Genomic DNA, 15,759 nt, shown 5'->3' on the forward strand with positions numbered 1-15,759 from the left:
CATGACCCATCGCTACAAGAACCATCCGCAGGACGAACAGGCCGGCCAGAGCGGCAAGAACGCCAACGACACCAACAAGCTGGGGAACCAGGCGCCGACGCAGAAGAACGAGGGCCGCCGCACGCCGGAGAGCCGGCACGACCGCGAGGATCACATCGGCGGCAAGGCCAACCAGAAGCTGGTGCGCACCGGCATGGCCGGCCAGGGCGACAAGGGCGGCCCGAACAGCCGCACGGGGCGCAAGCCCTAACGCTGGACCGGTTCCAGCAGGTCGCTGAACTGGAAGCAGCAGGACAGGCCCAGCTGGCAGCCCTGGGGGCGCCAGCGGCCGTCCGACAGCTTCACGAAGAACTGCTGGCCCTTCAGCAGGCGGCGCAGCACGGGGTCGAAACCGTCCACGGCCTGCGGCGCCAGCGAGGCGGCCACCACGCTGCCGGTGACGTATTGATCGAGGGCCAGGGTCATGTTGGGCGCGATTGTGCGCCCGCGGCCCCCGTCACGCCAGTGTCACGGGCGACATTGGTGCAAGGGAGCAACGTCTAGAACTGCAGGCGCTAGAGCTGCACGCCCACCCGGCGGGGGAACAGCTCGCGCTCCAGCAGCGCCAGCATGTTGACCCAGCCGCGCTTGCTGGGCTCCTCCATGCTGCGCGCCATCTCGGTGTGCCCCAGTTCATGGGTCAGCACCAGCTCGCAGGCCATCGGGCCGAGCGGGACGAGGTCCACGGTGACGCGGGTCGGGTCGTCGGAGCCGAAGGTCAGCACGCTGAAGTCGAACACCAGGCGGCGTGGCCGGTCGATCTCGAGATACTTGCCCATGTGCACGACGTCGAACACGCTTTCCTCGCCGTCGGCCGCGGGGCGGCGGTCCGTCACCGTGAAACCGCCCCCGACTTCCGGCGTGATCTCGCAGCGCATGACGTTGCCGGTGCGGGTGCGGAACAGGAAACGCGAAGCCTGACCCGGGGTGAGCCACGCGTCGAAGACGCGCTCCGCCGGCGCGCTGTACCGGTGCGTGACGCGAATGACGACGGAACTGCTCATCCGTGATTTATCTCTTGACAGGCCTTTCCCTGTCAAGCCTGTCATTGTTGACAGGTGTTAGCGTGCCACCTCGGGAAGCTCGATCTTGACTTCGATCACTTCCATGTTGTCCTGGCGCTCCACGTTGACCTTCAGGTGGGACGGATCGATCTTCACGTACTTGCTGATCACGGCCACCAGGTCGCGCTGCAGGGCCGGCAGGTAGTCGGGCGAGCCGCCCGGGTTGCGGCCGCTGCGCTCGTGGGCCAGGATGATCTGCAGCCGCTCCTTGGCCACCGAGGCCGTCTTCTTCTTTTCCCCGAGGAGGAAGGAAAGCAGGCTCATCCTTTCCTCCCGAACAGGCGCTTGAGCAGGCCGGCCTTCTGCGGGTCGACGAAGCGCAGCGGCCTTTCCTCGCCGAGGAACCGGGCCACCACGTCCTGGTAGGCCTCGCTCACGTCCGTGCCCTTCATGTGCACGGCGGGGGTGCCCTGGTTGCTCGCCTGCAACACCGCCTCGCTTTCCGGGATCACGCCGATCAGCGGGATGCGCAGGATGTCCTGGATGTCCTCCAGCGACAGCATGTGGCCGGCGTCGACCCGGTTCGGGTTGTAGCGGGTGATCAGCAGGTGTTCCTTGACCGGCTCCTTGCCGTCGATGGCCCGCTTCGTCTTGCTGCTGAGCATGCCCAGGATGCGGTCGGAGTCGCGCACCGAGGACACCTCGGGGTTGGTCACGACCAGCGCCTCGTCGGCGAAGTGCATGGCCATGAGCGCGCCGGTCTCGATGCCCGCCGGCGAGTCGCAGACGATGTACTCGAAGCCCATGCCGGCGATGTCGGCGAGCACCTTTTCCACGCCTTCCTTGGTGAGGGCGTCCTTGTCGCGCGTCTGGCTCGCGGCCAGCACGTGCAGGTGCTCGTTGTGCTTGTCCTTGATCAGGGCCTGGTTCAGGGTGGCCTCGCCCTGGATCACGTTGACGAAGTCGTAGACCACGCGGCGCTCGCAACCCATGATCAGGTCCAGGTTGCGCAGGCCCACGTCGAAGTCGATGACGGCGGTCTTGTGCCCGCGCAGGGCGAGGCCGCTGGCGAAGCTGGCGCTGGTGGTGGTCTTGCCGACCCCGCCCTTGCCGGAGGTGACGACGATGATCTTGGCCAAGTGGTGTTCCTTCAGGGGTTCAGGGGCGCCATCACCAGCTTGTTGTCCTGCAGCCGGATCTGCGCCGGCTTGCCGAGGAGCTGGGGAGGCAGCGGGTTCTCGCTGGTGCGGTAGACGCCGGCGATGGAGACCAGTTCGGGCTCCAGGCACAACGTGAGGATGCGGGCCTGCGCGTCGCCCCGCGCGCCGGCGATCGCCTTGCCGCGCAGGGGTGCATAGACGTGGATGTGGCCGTCGGCGATGACTTCCGCGCCGGGGTTGACCATGGAGAGCACCACCAGGTCGCGGCCGCGGGCGTAGACCTGCTGGCCGGAGCGCAGCGGCTTGTCGATGACGAGGGCGGAGGCAGGTGGCGGCGGCACGCCCTCGGCCGGCGCGTTTTCCGCGGCCTTCTTCGGCTGTTTCTCCCTCTCCCTCTGGGAAAGGGCCGGGGTGAGGGCGGCCTCCGGCGTCGCAGCCAGCCCGGCCTGCACCGCCGCCGCCGCCAGCGCCTCGCTGCCGCCGCGCACGGCCACCGGCACCAGCTTGTACGGCCGCAGCATCGCCAGCAGCTCCGGAAAGTCCAGCGCGCCCTCCGGCACGCCAGCGAGGTCGATCACCAGCGGGTCGTTGTCGAAGAAGTCGGGGATGTCGCCGAAGCGGTCGCGCAGTTCCTGGCCGAGCCGCGCGAGGTCGTTCGACTTGAGCAGCAGCGCCACCAGCGGCAGGTTGGCGCTCTTGATCTCGAAGGTGGCAGGGGCGCGTCCTGCGAGGGCAACGGTCATCGGTACTGCGGGTGCAAAGCGGGGCGCAGTTTAGCAGCGGGGGTGTAACGCTGAGGTACGACACGTGTCCCTTCGTTCGCTGGCACGCGCTGCCATCGCCCTCCTACGAAGGAACGGGGCATGGCGACGACCCCGGCCCCGCGCGCGCCGCCCACACTGCTCCGATGCAGGAGTTCTCCATGAAACACCATCACCCGCACCACCTCACCCACTGGATCGGCGTGGCGGCCGTCGCGGCACTGGCGCTGCTGGCGTTCGAAGCCGCCGGCCAGAACGTGCGTCCCAGCACCAATGCGCAGGCCGTGTTCGAGGGCCGGCCCGCCATGGCGGGGGCCCAGGCTGGGCTGGGCGCGATGTCCGGTCCGGCGCAGGGCGGCATCGGCCTGCAGGGCTCGGACGGCGCCGGCCTCAACCTGCGCCGCCCGCACGTGATCGAGCAGCAGATGAATCCGCTGCCGCCCGTGGCTTGCGCCGACATCCCGCGCGTGTCATCGGCGGAACAGCCGCTGTGCCTGCCGCAGGTCCGCGACGAACGCTTCGAACGCCGCCTCGCGAACCTCGGGATCGACGCGCAGCAGCGCGGACGGATGTAAGGTCACCAGCACTTCGAGGCCGTCCGGCCGCGGCAGCCATTGGCCGCGGTTCGCCATGACCGGCACGGCGCGCCCCAGCAGCGAACGCGCGGCGGTCGCGCCCAGCGCCACCAGAGCGGCCGGCTTCACGAGCGCGATCTCGTCCTCCAGCCAGTGATGGCAGGCGGCGATCTCGCGCACCGCCGGGCTCTTGTGGATGCGGCGCTTGCCACGCAGTTCGAACTTGAAATGCTTGACCGCGTTGGAGACGAAGGTCTGCGGGCGCGGGATCTCCGCGGCCTCGAGCGCGCGGGCGAGCAGCTTGCCGGCGGGGCCGACGAAGGGCCGGCCCTGGAGGTCTTCCTGGTCGCCCGGTTGCTCGCCCACCAGCATCAGTTTCGGCTTGAGCTTGCCCTCGCCGATGACCGACTGCGTGGCGATCTCGCCGATCGGGCACTCGCGGCACGCCATGGTGGCGGCCTTGAGCTGGTCGAGTGAAAGGATCCTGGGATCGGGCCGGTCAGGCATGGGGGACGGGCGTGCTGTCGTGCGCGCCGAAGACGCGCTCGTAGCAGGCCAGCCAATCCACATCCGTGCCTTCGGGCCCCGGCAGCTCCGACGGGGCCACGCCCGGGCCGTACAGCAACCGGCCGTCCTCGCAGCGCATGCTGCGCTCCGGCGTGAAGATCGCCCAGCGCGTGGCCGGCAGGCGCTTGGCGAACCAGGGCGCCACCGCCTCCACGACGTGGTGCGCCGGTTCGTAGCAGCCGACGTGCACTTCGCGGCCGAGGGCGTCCTGCACCGCGCGCAGGCGCAGGTTGGCCTTCATCTTGTGGATGTCCCGCCGCACCGCATGCGCCATGTGCTGCGCCTGCTGCATGTCGGCGTCGATCGGGTCGTTGCGCAGCCCCGGCTCGTGCACCAGGCGCCACAGCAGGCGGTACAGCAGCGAGAAGCGGGCGGGGTCGCGGTGCAGCACCACGAACTCGCACAGGCGCGTGAAGGAGGCGGGCACGATCGCGTTGGCGGCGCGTGCGACGTTCTTCGGCCGGCTGGCCTGCGGCGATTGCGGGTCCATGAACGGGTCGCCCGCCGGCTGCAACTGCCACTGCACTTCGTCGGGCGGCACCTGGTGCGCCAGCAACTGGCGGGCTTCGGAACGAAAGCCCGCCAGATCGGTTTGCCCAGCCAGTTTGACTTCCATGTCCGAGCCCCGATCCTGCATGGTCAGTCCCGCCAGCGGTCGGTGCCGGCGCGGTGCGCGGGGCGTTTCGGGCCGCAGCCGGCCAGGCGGGCGAGCGGGTGGTGGGAAGGGGCGATGCGCGTGTCCATTGCTTAGGGATTTTGCGCAACTTCGCACCCACCGTGGGGCGCGAAGTATGGAATTGCTTCACGCAATCGGCGCATGCCTACGCGCCTTTACTTCGACGGCGAGGTACAGCAGCGCAGCGGCGAGCAAAGGACCGATGTAGTACAGCGCACGGTAGCCCAGCAGTGCGCCGAGCAGCTGGCCTTCCGGCACCTTGTGCGACAGCAGCGCGACGAACACCGCTTCGAGCACGCCGAGTCCTGCGGGCACATGGGTGATAACGCCGGCCACGGCGGCGATCAGCAGCACGCTGAGCACCTGCGGGTACGCGATCTTGCCCTGCAGCAGGATGTAGACCGCGGCGGCCATGATCATCCAGTTCGCCGAGGAGATGGCGAGCTGCAGCAGCGCCATGCGGGGCCGCGGCAGGATCAGCTCGTGGCCGCGGATCGTCCAGCTGCGCTTCTTCGACCAGCCGCACAGCAGCAGGTAGGCCAGTGCCGCGGCCAGCAGGGCGATGCCGAGCAGCTGCAGGCCGTGGCTGTCCATCTTCCAGTTCGGCGGCAGTTCCAGCGGCGCCACGGTGAACACGATCCCCGCGAGCAGCAGGTAGCCGAGCCAGTTGGTCAGCATGCTGAGGGTGAGCACGCGCGTGATGGTGGCGTAGTCGAGCCCGAGCCGCGAGTACAGCCGGTAGCGGAAGGCGACGCCCCCCACCAGCGAGCCGAAGTTCAGGTTGAACGCATAGCTGATGAAGTTGACCGACATCACCTGCGGGACGGGCAAGCCGTGGCGGGTGTAGCGCCGGCCCACGAGGTCGAAGCAGCTGTAGAGCAGGTGGCTGGCGGCGCACAGCAGGCCGGCCTGGAACAGCACGCTGCGCGGCAGTTCCTGCACGCTCTGCCGCACCTCCTGCCAGTCCACGGTGCGCGCGTACTTCACGAGCAGCGCGACCACCAGCACCATGAAGGCGATGCCGACGGCCCGTTTCGCCCATGGCCACCATGGGCGCTCGGTCAGCTTCATGCCTTGTCCTTGATGCCTGCGAACGCGGGGGACAGCGGCTTGCCGGCGTTCGGCGCCGGCGGGATGAGGCGCGGCACGTGGCGCGGCAGCCAGCCGGCCCAGCCCGGGTAGCGGCGGGTGAAGTGGTAGGCGAGGAAGCTGCGCACCAGCGGCCAGCCCTTGAGTTCGCCCAGCGCGTCCAGCGTGATCTGGTTGCAGCTGTCGCACATCAGCTTGTCGAGGTTCTGCGACAGCGTGGCGTTGAATTCGCGGTCGCGGATGATCACGTTGGCCTCGAGGTTGAACACCAGGCTCATCGGGTCGAGGTTGCTGGAACCCACCGTGCTCCACTCGTCGTCCATCACGGCGACCTTGCCGTGCAGCGGCCGGTCGCAGTATTCGTAGATGCGCACGCCGGCGCGCAGCAGGTGGTGGTACAGCATCTCCGCCGCCGTCTTGACGAAGGCCATGTCGGGCTGGCCCTGCAGGATCAGCCGCACGTCGACGCCGCGCCGTGCCGCGCGCTTGAGCTCCTTGATGAAGCGGTAGCCGGGGAAGAAGTAGGCATTGGCGATGACGATGCGCTTCTTCGCCGCGCGGATGGCGATGCGGTAGTGGCGCTCGATGTCGTCCATGTGGCGGCGGTTGTCGCGCACCACGAACAGCGCGTCGGCGCCGCCGGCGGCCGGCGTTTCCTCCGGCGTCGTGCGCATGCGCTTGCGCCGGCGCCACCACTGGCGCTTCTCGCGCTGGTGGCGCAGGCCCTCGGCCAGCGCCGTGTGGCAGAAGCGGTGGATCTCGGCCACCAGCGGCCCGTGGATCTCCACCGAGTAGTCCTGCTTGGCCTCGGGCCCGAAGTCGCCCAGGTGGTCGGCCGAATAATTGATGCCGCCGACGAAGGCCACCTCGCGGTCGATCACCGCGATCTTGCGGTGCATGCGGCGCAGCAGGTGCGGCCGCAGGCCGAAGGGGCGGGGGCCGGGGTTGAACGCGTGGATGCGGACGCCGGCTTCCTTGAGCGCGCCCAGGAAATGCTCGGAGAACTCGGGCGAGCCCCAGTCGTCGACGGTGATGTCCACCTGCGCGCCGCGGCGGGCGGCGGCGATCAGCGCCTCCTGCAGCTGCAGGCCGACCTTGTCCTCGAACAGGATGAAGGTCTCGACGATCACCTCGCGCCTGGCATTGGCGATCGCCGCGAACACGCGCGGGAAGAACTCCTCGCCGTTCTCGAGCAGCGTGAAGGCATTGCCGGGGATCCAGCGCCGTTCCATGAGGGGCCTCACAGGTGGATCTCGGCCACCAGGGGGGCGTGGTCCGAGAGGTGCGACCAGGGCCGGCGCGGCAGCACCACCGGCAGGTGCACGGAGCAGTTGCGCACGTAGATGCGGTCCAGCGACAGCACCGGGAAGATCGCGGGGAAGGTCTTGGCCGGCTCGCCGTAGGCCGTCACGAAGATCTCGCGCAGCCCGGCCTCCTTCCACAGCTTGTCGTTGGCGCGGCGGCGCCAGTCGTTGAAGTCGCCGGCGACGATCAGGGGCGCGTCGGCCGGCACCTCGCTGTGCGAGATCTTGCACAGCAGGTCCAGCTGCTGCTGGCGGTGGCTCTCGGCCAGCCCCAGGTGCACGCAGATGGCGTGGACCTGCATGGGGCAGCCGGGGATGTCCAGGACGCAGTGCAACAGTCCGCGCTTTTCCGGCCCGGCGATCGAGACGTCGTGGTTCTGGTGTTCGACGATGGGGAACTTGGACATCACGGCGTTGCCGTGGTGCCCCTTGGGATAGACCATGTTCCGGCCGTAGGCGTACTGCGGCCAGATGCTGTCGGCGAGGAATTCGTACATCGGCGCTTCCGGCCAGCTGTCGATCTTCTTGCCGTGTTCCTCGTGGGTGCCCAGCACCTCTTGCATGAAGACCACGTCGGCCCCCACCTTGCGCACCGCATCCCGCAGCTCCGGCAGGATGAATTTGCGGTTGAAGGTGGTGAAGCCCTTGTGGATGTTGACGGTCATGACCGTCAGCTGCGCGGCCGTCGTGGACTCCCGCACGGGCGTCTGGAGGTTGTGGGCGTCGTTGTACATGGGGCCATCATTTGTAAAGGCCCAGCTGTGCGGCCGGAGTAGGACGGCAGGCCATGTTCCCGTAGCGCGCGACGGCGTCCGTCGTCACCTGAAATCGCGTTTTTTCGGCACACTGCGCGAAAAGACGAGGCAGCCCTCCGCTGCCCACAACGAAGCCAGGGAAGCCCATGAGATCCACCATCGCCCGCCTGTTCGCCGCCGGCCTGCTGGCCGCCACCGCCTGCTCCAGCCAGGCCTTCAACCTGCGCCCCGACGGGGTCACCGTGCGCGCGGGCGCCGGCGGCCACGGTACCGCCATGGCCGGTGTCGGCATCGTCTGGGATTGGGACTTCCAGCGCATGCGCCGCAAGGCCGAGCTGACGGCGCACACGGAATTGATGGTGAACCACTGGCGCTACGACGCGATCGGCGGCGGTTCCGGCCAGCTGACCCAGCTGGTGCTGCTGCCGTCGTTGCGCATGCGCCTCGAGCGGGGACAGTCGCCCTGGTTCATCGAGCTGGGCATTGGCGCGAGCTGGATGGACCAGCTGCTGGAGACGCCGCGCAAGCGCTTCAGCACGCAATGGAACTTCTACGACATGCTGGGCATCGGGTACAGCTTCGGCGAGGAACACGACCACGAGCTGGCGCTGCGCTGGGTGCACGTGTCGAATGGGGGCATCAAGAAGCCCAACCCCGGCCAGGATTTCGTCCAGCTGCGCTACGTGCGGCGGTTCTGAGCCACTGCCCTACGGTGGGCGATCCGATTCCTACGGGCGGCGGCCCCCGCGTCCGATAGGCCCTGGACGGGAGGGCTCCAAACTGTGGGACATGCACCCGGCCACGCCGGGTTTCCACAACAGATCCGTACGGAGTCCCTCATGAACAAGACCTCTCTTTCCCTCGTCCTCGCCGGTGTGTTCGCCGTGGCCGGCGCCGCTCAGGCCCAGGCCACCTTCGACACGCCGACGCGCGCCGGCGAAGCCAGCACCATGTCGATGGGCGCGCCCAACCTCGAGACGAACGTCGAAACGCACGTGCATACGCATGTGATGGGCGCGGGCCCGTCCAGCATCTACACGCCCGACACCGTGGTGTCCGTGCCGGCCAACCCGATGGTGGTGGACCGTGACGCCGCCGCGGCGACCTTCAACGTCCCGTCGCGCGCCGGCGAGGCCAGCACGATGACCGGTGGCGCCCCCAACGTGGCGACCGACAACGGCCGGGTGATCGTGCAGCAGCACCACCTGTACTCGGCGCCGGGCTACATCCGCTACTAAAGGCGCAGCGCATGGAATGAAAAAGCCCGGGGCGACCCGGGCTTTTTCGTTGCGAGGCCTCGCGGCGATCAGCGCTGGCCGTGGTGGCCATGGTGGCCGCCACCGTGCCCGCCGCCGAAGCCGCGCTTGCCCTGGCGGAAGGCCTGCATGCCGACGGCGTCGAACACCGCCTTCTGCTCCGCGTTCAGCGTGCCGTAGAAGGTCTTCGTGGCGTCCAGCCGGCGGTCCATCTCCGCATGGCGGGCGGCACGGCGGGCCTTCATCTGGTCGATGCGTTCCGGGGTGGTCATGCGCGCCATGGCGGCACGGTCGAGCCGCTGCGGGCGGTTCGCGCTGGGCTGCAGGGCCGTGGTCCAGGCCGTCCAGGCGCCTTCCTGCGCGGGGGTGATCTTCAGCTGAGCCTTCAGCACGCCCAGCCGCTGGGCCATGCGTTCCTGCATGCGGGCGCGCATGCGCTCGGCGCGGGCGGGATCCTGCGCGCCCTGGCCGCGCTGGCCCTGCATCATGTGCGGGGCGCCGGAGCCGGGCTGCTGCGGGGTGGGTTGGGCCTGGGCGATGGCGCCGAGGCCGAGGCCGGCGACGAGGCCGGCGGTGATCAGGTGGCGGTGCAGGGATTTCATGCTGGCGGTCCTTTCGGTTGACGGGGCGGGCGCTGCGGCCCGATGCATCGCAGTGTCAGCCTCGTCTGTTTCGGCCCCATCGCCCCCGCGTTGCGGGAACGTAAAGAAAAGGCGGCCGCTGGCGTCTACAGGCTGGGTCGATACGGTCCTACGGCAAGCCAGCGCCGCCAACGACGCCGGCAACGGCAGGGCAGGACCACAGTCTGGTCAACGCTTTTTTCGAAGGAGGTCACCATGAGGTACCCGGCTTTCGTGCGAGCGGCAGCCACGGTGCTGTCGACCGCCCTGGTGGCAGGCACTGCATTCGCGCAGGCCACGCCACGCACCATGACCGACACGGCGCCCTTGCCGGCGACGGACCGCTCCAGCGTGGGCGCCGTGATCCTGATGGACGAACCCGTCCTGGCCCAGCGCGAGGCCATGCTGCAGGCGCAGGAGCGCAGCAGCGTGGACACGCGTTCCATGGGCGCGGGCCCGGCGCGCCTGCTGCGCGGCACGGCCGCGAAGGAAGACATGAAGCAGAAACGCGCGGAAGACGCGGCGAAGCAGCGCACCGTCACGCCGAAGTAAGGCGCTATCCCGCCAGCGCTTCCAAGATCGGGCACTCGGGCCGGTCGTCGCCGTGGCAGCAGTGGATCAGGTGCTGCAGCGTGCGCTGCATCTCCTGCATGGCCTGGATGCGCTGGGCAAGGTCGTCCGAGTGCTTCTGGGCCACCTTGCGCACGCTGGCGCTGGCGCGCCGGCGGTTCTGCCACAGGCCCACCAGTTCGCCGATCTCTTCCATCGAGAAGCCGAGGTCGCGTCCCCGCTTGATGAAACGCAGCGTGTGCACGTCGGCTTCGCTGTACTGCCGGTAGCCGCTGTCGGTGCGTGCCACGCGCGGCAGCAGGCCCAGGCTCTCGTAGTGCCGCACCATCTTGGCCGACACGCCCGACTGGCGCGCCGCCTCGCCGATGTTGACCGGCCAGGCGGCGCTGGAGGCCGCTGCGCTCACGCGGCCACCTTGTAGCCTTCCTCCTCGATGGCACGGGCGATCGCCGCCGGGTCGCCGGCGCTCTGCACTTCGACCTTGCCGCTGGCGAGGTCCACCTTGACGTCCGCCTGCGGGTCGACGGACTTGACCGCCTGGGTGACGGCGCCCACGCAGTGGCCGCAGCTCATGCCCTGGACCTGGAAAACCTGCTGGCTCATGTTCGTTCCTTTCGTGACCTTGAAGCCGCCATCCTGAACCTTGCCACCATGGTAGGGTCAAACGCACCACCGGATTGACCCCGCGTGCACCGAGGTTGATCCAGCGCAAGCCTTGACCTTGCCATCATGGCAGGGTCGAGGATCACGCCATGGACCACGCAACCTCCCCCATTTCCACCCTCGATCTCGGCGTCGGCGGCATGACTTGCGCCTCTTGCGTCAGCCGTGTCGAACGCGCGCTGCGCAAGGTGCCGGGCGTGACCGAAGCCACCGTGAACCTGGCGACCGAGTCCGCGCGGGTGACCTATGCGGCGACGCCGGAGGCCGAAGGGCAGATCCGGCGCGCGGTGCGCAACGCGGGTTACGAGCCGCGGTCCGTCGAGGCGGCCGCGGCCGAAGACCTGTCGCCCTGGGCCGGCTTCGCGCCGGTGGCGATCGGCCTCGCGCTGTCCCTTCCGCTGGTGCTGCCGATGGTGGGCGACCTGCTGGGCCGGCACTGGATGCTGTCGCCCCTGCTGCAGTTCCTGCTGGCGACGCCGGTGCAGTTCGTCCTGGGTGCGCGCTTCTACCGCGCCGGCTGGCACGCGCTGAAGGCAGGCACCGGCAACATGGACCTGCTGGTGGCACTGGGCACGTCGGCCGGCTGGGGATTGTCGATGTGGCTCTGGCTGGCGCGCGACGAGAGCCACCTGTATTTCGAGGCCTCGGCGGTGGTGGTGACGCTGGTCCTGCTGGGCAAGTGGCTGGAGGCGCGCGCCAAGCGGCAGACCACCACGGCGATCCGCGCGCTGCAGGCCCTGCGGCCGGAGACGGCGCACGTGATCCTGCGCTCGGGCGGCGAGGTGGACCTGCCGCTGGCCGAGGTGATGGCGGGCGACCAGCTCGTGGTGCGGCCGGGCGAGCGCCTGCCGGCCGACGGGGTGGTGGAGCAGGGCGAGACGCACGTCGACGAATCCATGCTCACGGGCGAGCCGCTCCCAGTGGCCAAGGCGGCGGGCGCGCGCGTCACCGGCGGAAGCATCAACGGCGAAGGCCGCATCGTGCTGCGTGCCACCGCGGTCGGCAACGAAAGCGTGCTCTCGCAGATCATCCGCCTCGTCGAGGACGCGCAGGCCGCCAAGGCGCCGATCCAGCGCATCGTCGACCGGGTCTCCGCGATCTTCGTGCCGGTGGTGCTGGTCATCGCGGCGCTCACTCTGTCCGGGTGGATGCTAGCCGGTGCCGGGGTCGAGGAGGCCCTGATCCATGCCGTCGCGGTGCTGGTGATCGCCTGTCCCTGCGCGCTGGGACTCGCCACGCCCGCGGCGATCATGGCGGGCACCGGTGTCGCCGCGCGGCACGGGATCCTGATCAAGGACGCGCAGGCGCTCGAGCTCGCGCACCGCGTCGACACGGTCGCCTTCGACAAGACCGGCACGCTCACGGTGGGGCAGCCGCGCCTGGTGGCCTTCATCGCCGTGCCGGGCGCCGACGAAGCCGCGCAGCTCGCTGCCGCCGCCAGCCTGCAAAGCGGCAGCGAACACCCGCTCGCGCGCGCCGTGGTGGCCGCCGCCCGCGAGCGCGGCATCGCGGTCGCGGCACCCGATGCGGTGCGCGCCGTCGCCGGCCGCGGGAGCGAAGGCGAGGTCGGCGCGCGCAGCTATCTGATCGGCAGCCTGCGCTGGCTCGCGGAACTGGGCGTGGACGGGTCGCCGCTCGACGCCGACGTGCAGCGCCTGCAGGGCGAGGGCGCGACCCTGTCCGCGCTGGTGGAGCGCGTCACCGGAGGCCTGGCGCTGCGCGCGCTGATGGCCTTTGCCGACGAGCCCAAGCCCGGCGCGGACACGGCGCTGTCGCTGCTGCGGGCCCGTGGCCTGCAGCTGGTGATGATCTCCGGCGACAACCGCGCGGCCGCCCACGCGATGGCGCGGCGCCTCGGGCTGCAGCCGGGCGAGGTGCAGGCGGAGGTGCTGCCCGCCGACAAGGCGGCGCGCGTCGCGGCGCTGCGCGAGGGCGGCCGGGTGGTCGCGATGGTGGGCGACGGCGTCAACGATGCGCCGGCCCTGGCCGCCGCCGACGTCGGCATCGCGATGGGCACCGGCACCGACGTGGCGATGCACGCCGCGGGCATCACGCTGATGCGCGGCGACGTCGGCCTGGTCGCGGGCGCGCTCGACATCTCGCGCCGCACGGTCGGCAAGATCCGGCAGAACCTGTTCTGGGCATTCGCGTACAACGTGGCCGGCATCCCGCTGGCCGCGCTGGGTTACCTCAGCCCGGTGGTGGCCGGCGCGGCGATGGCCCTGTCCAGCGTCAGCGTGCTCACCAACGCGCTGCTCCTCAAGCGCTGGCGCCTGCCCGGGCGTTGACGCACGTCAACCGGGGCGGCCGGCGCCCGTGCCAATCTTCGGGCAGGAGACCAACGCCATGCCCCGACCCGCCCTCCAAGTGATCCGCGACGAGCATTCCGCCGTCGCCGCCGTGCTGCGCTCGCTGCTCAAGATGATGGAGCGCGACCCGGACGAACAGCCCGAACGCTTCTTCGACGTGCTGCGCGCCATGCTGTTCTACATCGACGAGTTCCCGGAGCGGCTGCACCACCCGAAGGAATCGGACCTGCTGTTCCCGAAGATCGCGCGGCTCGCGCCGGAGCTGATGCCGGTGATCCAGCGGCTGGAGGACGACCACATGCAGGGCGAGCACCGCGTGCGCGAGCTGCAGCACCTGCTGCTGGCCTGGGAGCTACTGGGCGACGGCCGCCGCGCCGACTTCCAGGAGGCCGCGCGCCGCTACGTCGAGTTCTACCTCGCGCACATGCGCACCGAGGAGACGGAGTTGCTGCCGGTGGCGCAGCAGCGCCTGTCGGAAGCGGACTGGGCGCAGCTGGACGCCGCTTTCCAGTCGCACCGCGATCCGCTGGCGACGGCGGACCGCGACCCGCAGTACGACCGGCTCTTCACGCGCATCGTGATGCGCACGCCGGCGCCGATCGGCGTCGGGCCGGCCTGAAGCCGTCAGAGCGCGGGGTAGTCCGTGTAGCCCTGCGCGCCGCCGCCGTAGAAGGTCTTGCGGTCCGGCACGTTCAGCGGTGCGCCCTGGCGCAGCCGCTCCACCAGGTCCGGGTTCGCGATGTACAGCCGGCCGAAGGCGACCAGGTCGGCCCCTTCCGCCAGCGCCTGGTCGGCCAGCGGCCTGTCGTAGGCGTTGTTGACCATCCAGGCGCCCTTCGCGCCCGCGGCACGCCAGGCCTTGCGCAGCGCCTCGTATTCGAAGGGCCGGCCCTCCACCTCGCGCGGGCCGCCGGTGGAGCCCTCGATCACGTGCAGGTACGCGAGCTGCAGCGGTGCGAGCTGGCGCACCACGTATTCGAACAGCGGCTGCGGATCCGCATCGACGATGTCGTTGGCGGGCGTGACCGGCGAGATGCGCAGCCCCACGCGGTCGGCGCCGATCTCTTCCACGATGGCGCGCATCGTCTCGAGCAGCAGCCGCGCCCGGTTCGGGATGGATCCGCCGTAGTCGTCCCTGCGCTGGTTGGTCCCGGTCTTGAGGAACTGGTCGAACAGGTAGCCGTTGGCGCCGTGGACTTCCACGCCGTCGAAGCCGGCACTGGTGACCGCATGCCGCGCCGCATGGCGGAAGTCCTGCACGATGCCGGGCAGCTCGGAGGCATCGAGCGCGCGAGGTTCGGACGTGGGGACGAAGCCGCCGGCCCCGTCCTTCACCAGCCAGGTCTTGGTCTTCGCGGTGATGGGGGAGGGCGCCACCGGCTGCTGGTGCTCCGGCTGCAGCTCCACGTGCGAGACGCGGCCCACGTGCCACAGCTGGCAGTAGATGCGGCCGCCGCGCGCATGCACGGCGTCGGTCACGCGCTTCCAGCCATCGAGCTGTTCGGTGCCGTAGAGGCCGGGCACGTCCGCGTAGCCCTGGCCCTGGTGGCTGACGGCGGTGCCTTCGCTGACCAGCAGGCCGGCCGAGGCGCGCTGCGCGTAGTACTCCGCCATCAGCGGCGTGGGAATGGCGTCGGGCGCGCGGTTGCGCGTGAGCGGCGCCATGACGATGCGGTTGGGCAGGCGCAGCGCGCCGACCTGAAGGGGGTCGAAGAGGGAAGCCATGGAGTGGACTGCGGGGCGGCCGTGGCTTACGCCAGCTTCTCGTGCTTCATCGCTTCCTGCACGGCCGGCCGGGCGCCGACGCGCGCGTGGTGCGCCGCCAGGTTCGGGAAGCCGGAAAGGTCGATGGCCATGGGCTTGGTCCAGCGCGTCACGGTGAAGAGGTAGGCATCGGCGACGCTGAAGGTGTCGCCCATCAGGTAGTCCTTTCCGGCGAGTTCCCTGTCGACGTAGGCCAGCCGGTTGGCGATGCGCTCGCGGTAGATCTTCTTGCCTTCCTCGGGCATCGCCGGGTTGAACAGCGGCGAGAAGCTCTTGTGCAGCTCCGTGCCGATGAAGGTGAGCCATTCCTGCAGGCGGTAGCGGGCCAGCGTGCCGTTGGCCGGCGCGAGGTTCTTCGTCGGCACCTGGTCGGCGAGGTACTGCACGATCGCCGGGCCTTCGCGCAGGCGCGTGCCGTCGTCGAGTTCCAGCATCGGAACGTAGCCGAGCGGATTGATCGTGTAGTAGTCGGTGCCGTCCTCGAGCTTGTGCGTCTTGGTGGGCGCCAGGACCGGTTCGAACGCGAGCCCGGCTTCGCGCAGCACGATGTGCGGCGACAGGGAGCACACGCCGGGTGAGTAGTAAAGCTTCATGTTGTTTCCTTTTTCCTGTGCGTTCGGGCGTGAAGAAATCGATGCTAGCCAGAA

The 15,759-nt window shown here is 69.6% G+C and carries 22 protein-coding genes; 7 read left to right on the top strand and 15 right to left on the bottom strand.

The genetic code is table 11. The features are described from left to right. Nucleotide 1: 1 nt before the first annotated feature. The gene (locus tag IM787_RS08220) at nt 2-250 is read left to right on the top strand and encodes a hypothetical protein (protein ID WP_193676385.1); all 249 of its coding nucleotides are present in this window, start codon (nt 2-4) and stop codon (nt 248-250) included. On the opposite strand, the gene IM787_RS08225 is transcribed toward IM787_RS08220, so the two are convergent. From IM787_RS08225 to minC, 5 genes are all read right to left on the bottom strand, one after another. Continuing rightward, entirely contained in the window at nt 247-465 is a 219-nt protein-coding gene (locus IM787_RS08225; RefSeq protein ID WP_193676140.1) for a hypothetical protein, read from the bottom strand. The two genes, IM787_RS08220 and IM787_RS08225, sit on opposite strands and share 4 nt — an antisense overlap. A gap of 89 nt (nt 466-554) precedes the next feature. Further along, entirely contained in the window at nt 555-1,043 is a 489-nt protein-coding gene (locus IM787_RS08230) for an SRPBCC family protein (protein ID WP_193676141.1), read from the bottom strand. Between the two features lie 57 nt (nt 1,044-1,100). Beyond that, a complete protein-coding gene (gene minE / locus IM787_RS08235; protein WP_193676142.1) occupies nt 1,101-1,367 on the bottom strand; it encodes a cell division topological specificity factor MinE in 267 nt (88 codons plus the stop codon). Continuing rightward, on the bottom strand, nt 1,364-2,182 hold the full coding sequence (gene minD, locus IM787_RS08240) for a septum site-determining protein MinD (protein ID WP_193676143.1): 819 nt from the start codon (nt 2,180-2,182) through the stop codon (nt 1,364-1,366). The genes minE and minD overlap by 4 nt, the downstream gene beginning before the upstream one ends. Nucleotides 2,183-2,193: 11 nt before the next feature. Next, complete coding sequence (minC, locus tag IM787_RS08245; protein ID WP_193676144.1) at nt 2,194-2,946, bottom strand: septum site-determining protein MinC; 753 nt, start codon at nt 2,944-2,946, stop codon at nt 2,194-2,196. 179 nt (nt 2,947-3,125) lie between these two features. Here minC and IM787_RS08250 point away from each other — a divergent pair, with 179 nt between their 5' ends. Next, a complete protein-coding gene (locus IM787_RS08250) occupies nt 3,126-3,539 on the top strand; it encodes a hypothetical protein (RefSeq protein WP_193676145.1) in 414 nt (137 codons plus the stop codon). Here the strand turns inward: IM787_RS08250 and IM787_RS08255 are convergent. From IM787_RS08255 to IM787_RS08275, 5 genes are all read right to left on the bottom strand, one after another. Then, nucleotides 3,435-4,046, bottom strand: a complete 612-nt coding sequence (locus tag IM787_RS08255) for a UdgX family uracil-DNA binding protein (RefSeq protein WP_193676146.1) — start codon at nt 4,044-4,046, stop codon at nt 3,435-3,437. The two genes, IM787_RS08250 and IM787_RS08255, sit on opposite strands and share 105 nt — an antisense overlap. Then, on the bottom strand, nt 4,039-4,722 hold the full coding sequence (locus IM787_RS08260) for a TIGR03915 family putative DNA repair protein (protein WP_193676147.1): 684 nt from the start codon (nt 4,720-4,722) through the stop codon (nt 4,039-4,041). The genes IM787_RS08255 and IM787_RS08260 overlap by 8 nt, the downstream gene beginning before the upstream one ends. 186 nt (nt 4,723-4,908) lie before the next feature. Further along, a complete protein-coding gene (locus IM787_RS08265) occupies nt 4,909-5,853 on the bottom strand; it encodes a lysylphosphatidylglycerol synthase domain-containing protein (RefSeq protein WP_193676148.1) in 945 nt (314 codons plus the stop codon). Then, a complete protein-coding gene (gene clsB / locus IM787_RS08270; RefSeq protein WP_193676149.1) occupies nt 5,850-7,103 on the bottom strand; it encodes a cardiolipin synthase ClsB in 1,254 nt (417 codons plus the stop codon). The genes IM787_RS08265 and clsB overlap by 4 nt, the downstream gene beginning before the upstream one ends. 8 nt (nt 7,104-7,111) lie before the next feature. Further along, nucleotides 7,112-7,909, bottom strand: coding sequence for an endonuclease/exonuclease/phosphatase family protein (locus tag IM787_RS08275; RefSeq protein WP_193676150.1), 798 nt, complete (start codon nt 7,907-7,909; stop codon nt 7,112-7,114). Nucleotides 7,910-8,076: 167 nt separating this feature from the next. Between IM787_RS08275 and IM787_RS08280 the strand changes: the two genes are divergently transcribed. Both IM787_RS08280 and IM787_RS08285 read left to right on the top strand, forming a co-directional pair. Further along, on the top strand, nt 8,077-8,628 hold the full coding sequence (locus tag IM787_RS08280) for an acyloxyacyl hydrolase (protein WP_193676151.1): 552 nt from the start codon (nt 8,077-8,079) through the stop codon (nt 8,626-8,628). 141 nt (nt 8,629-8,769) lie between these two features. Then, the gene (locus tag IM787_RS08285) at nt 8,770-9,168 is read left to right on the top strand and encodes a hypothetical protein (RefSeq protein ID WP_193676152.1); all 399 of its coding nucleotides are present in this window, start codon (nt 8,770-8,772) and stop codon (nt 9,166-9,168) included. Between the two features lie 68 nt (nt 9,169-9,236). Here the strand turns inward: IM787_RS08285 and IM787_RS08290 are convergent, their stop codons facing one another. After that, complete coding sequence (locus IM787_RS08290) at nt 9,237-9,788, bottom strand: Spy/CpxP family protein refolding chaperone (protein ID WP_227494168.1); 552 nt, start codon at nt 9,786-9,788, stop codon at nt 9,237-9,239. A gap of 234 nt (nt 9,789-10,022) precedes the next feature. Between IM787_RS08290 and IM787_RS08295 the strand changes: the two genes are divergently transcribed. Further along, entirely contained in the window at nt 10,023-10,358 is a 336-nt protein-coding gene (locus IM787_RS08295) for a hypothetical protein (protein WP_193676153.1), read from the top strand. A gap of 4 nt (nt 10,359-10,362) precedes the next feature. On the opposite strand, the gene cueR is transcribed toward IM787_RS08295, so the two are convergent. Together cueR and IM787_RS08305 are read right to left on the bottom strand one after the other, a co-directional pair. Continuing rightward, entirely contained in the window at nt 10,363-10,782 is a 420-nt protein-coding gene (gene cueR / locus IM787_RS08300; RefSeq protein WP_354004377.1) for a Cu(I)-responsive transcriptional regulator, read from the bottom strand. After that, complete coding sequence (locus tag IM787_RS08305) at nt 10,779-10,979, bottom strand: heavy-metal-associated domain-containing protein (RefSeq protein ID WP_193676154.1); 201 nt, start codon at nt 10,977-10,979, stop codon at nt 10,779-10,781. Before IM787_RS08305 ends, cueR begins: the two co-directional genes overlap by 4 nt. 149 nt (nt 10,980-11,128) lie before the next feature. On the opposite strand from IM787_RS08305, the gene IM787_RS08310 reads away from it, so the two are divergent. Together IM787_RS08310 and IM787_RS08315 are read left to right on the top strand one after the other, a co-directional pair. Further along, a complete protein-coding gene (locus tag IM787_RS08310) occupies nt 11,129-13,327 on the top strand; it encodes a heavy metal translocating P-type ATPase (protein WP_227494169.1) in 2,199 nt (732 codons plus the stop codon). A gap of 58 nt (nt 13,328-13,385) precedes the next feature. After that, nucleotides 13,386-13,967 carry a hemerythrin domain-containing protein gene (locus tag IM787_RS08315; RefSeq protein ID WP_193676155.1) on the top strand — a complete coding sequence of 194 codons (582 nt, stop codon included), beginning with the start codon at nt 13,386-13,388 and terminating at the stop codon, nt 13,965-13,967. A 5-nt stretch (nt 13,968-13,972) separates the two neighbouring features. Here IM787_RS08315 and IM787_RS08320 read toward each other — a convergent pair whose 3' ends face one another. Both IM787_RS08320 and gstA read right to left on the bottom strand, forming a co-directional pair. Continuing rightward, nucleotides 13,973-15,073, bottom strand: a complete 1,101-nt coding sequence (locus tag IM787_RS08320; RefSeq protein ID WP_193676156.1) for an alkene reductase — start codon at nt 15,071-15,073, stop codon at nt 13,973-13,975. Nucleotides 15,074-15,099: 26 nt separating this feature from the next. Further along, a complete protein-coding gene (gene gstA / locus IM787_RS08325) occupies nt 15,100-15,705 on the bottom strand; it encodes a glutathione transferase GstA (protein WP_193676157.1) in 606 nt (201 codons plus the stop codon). Nucleotides 15,706-15,759 lie beyond the last annotated feature (54 nt).

The sequence above is a fragment of the Ramlibacter pallidus genome (assembly GCF_015070875.1).
Taxonomy (GTDB): Bacteria; Pseudomonadota; Gammaproteobacteria; order Burkholderiales; family Burkholderiaceae_C; genus Ramlibacter; species Ramlibacter pallidus.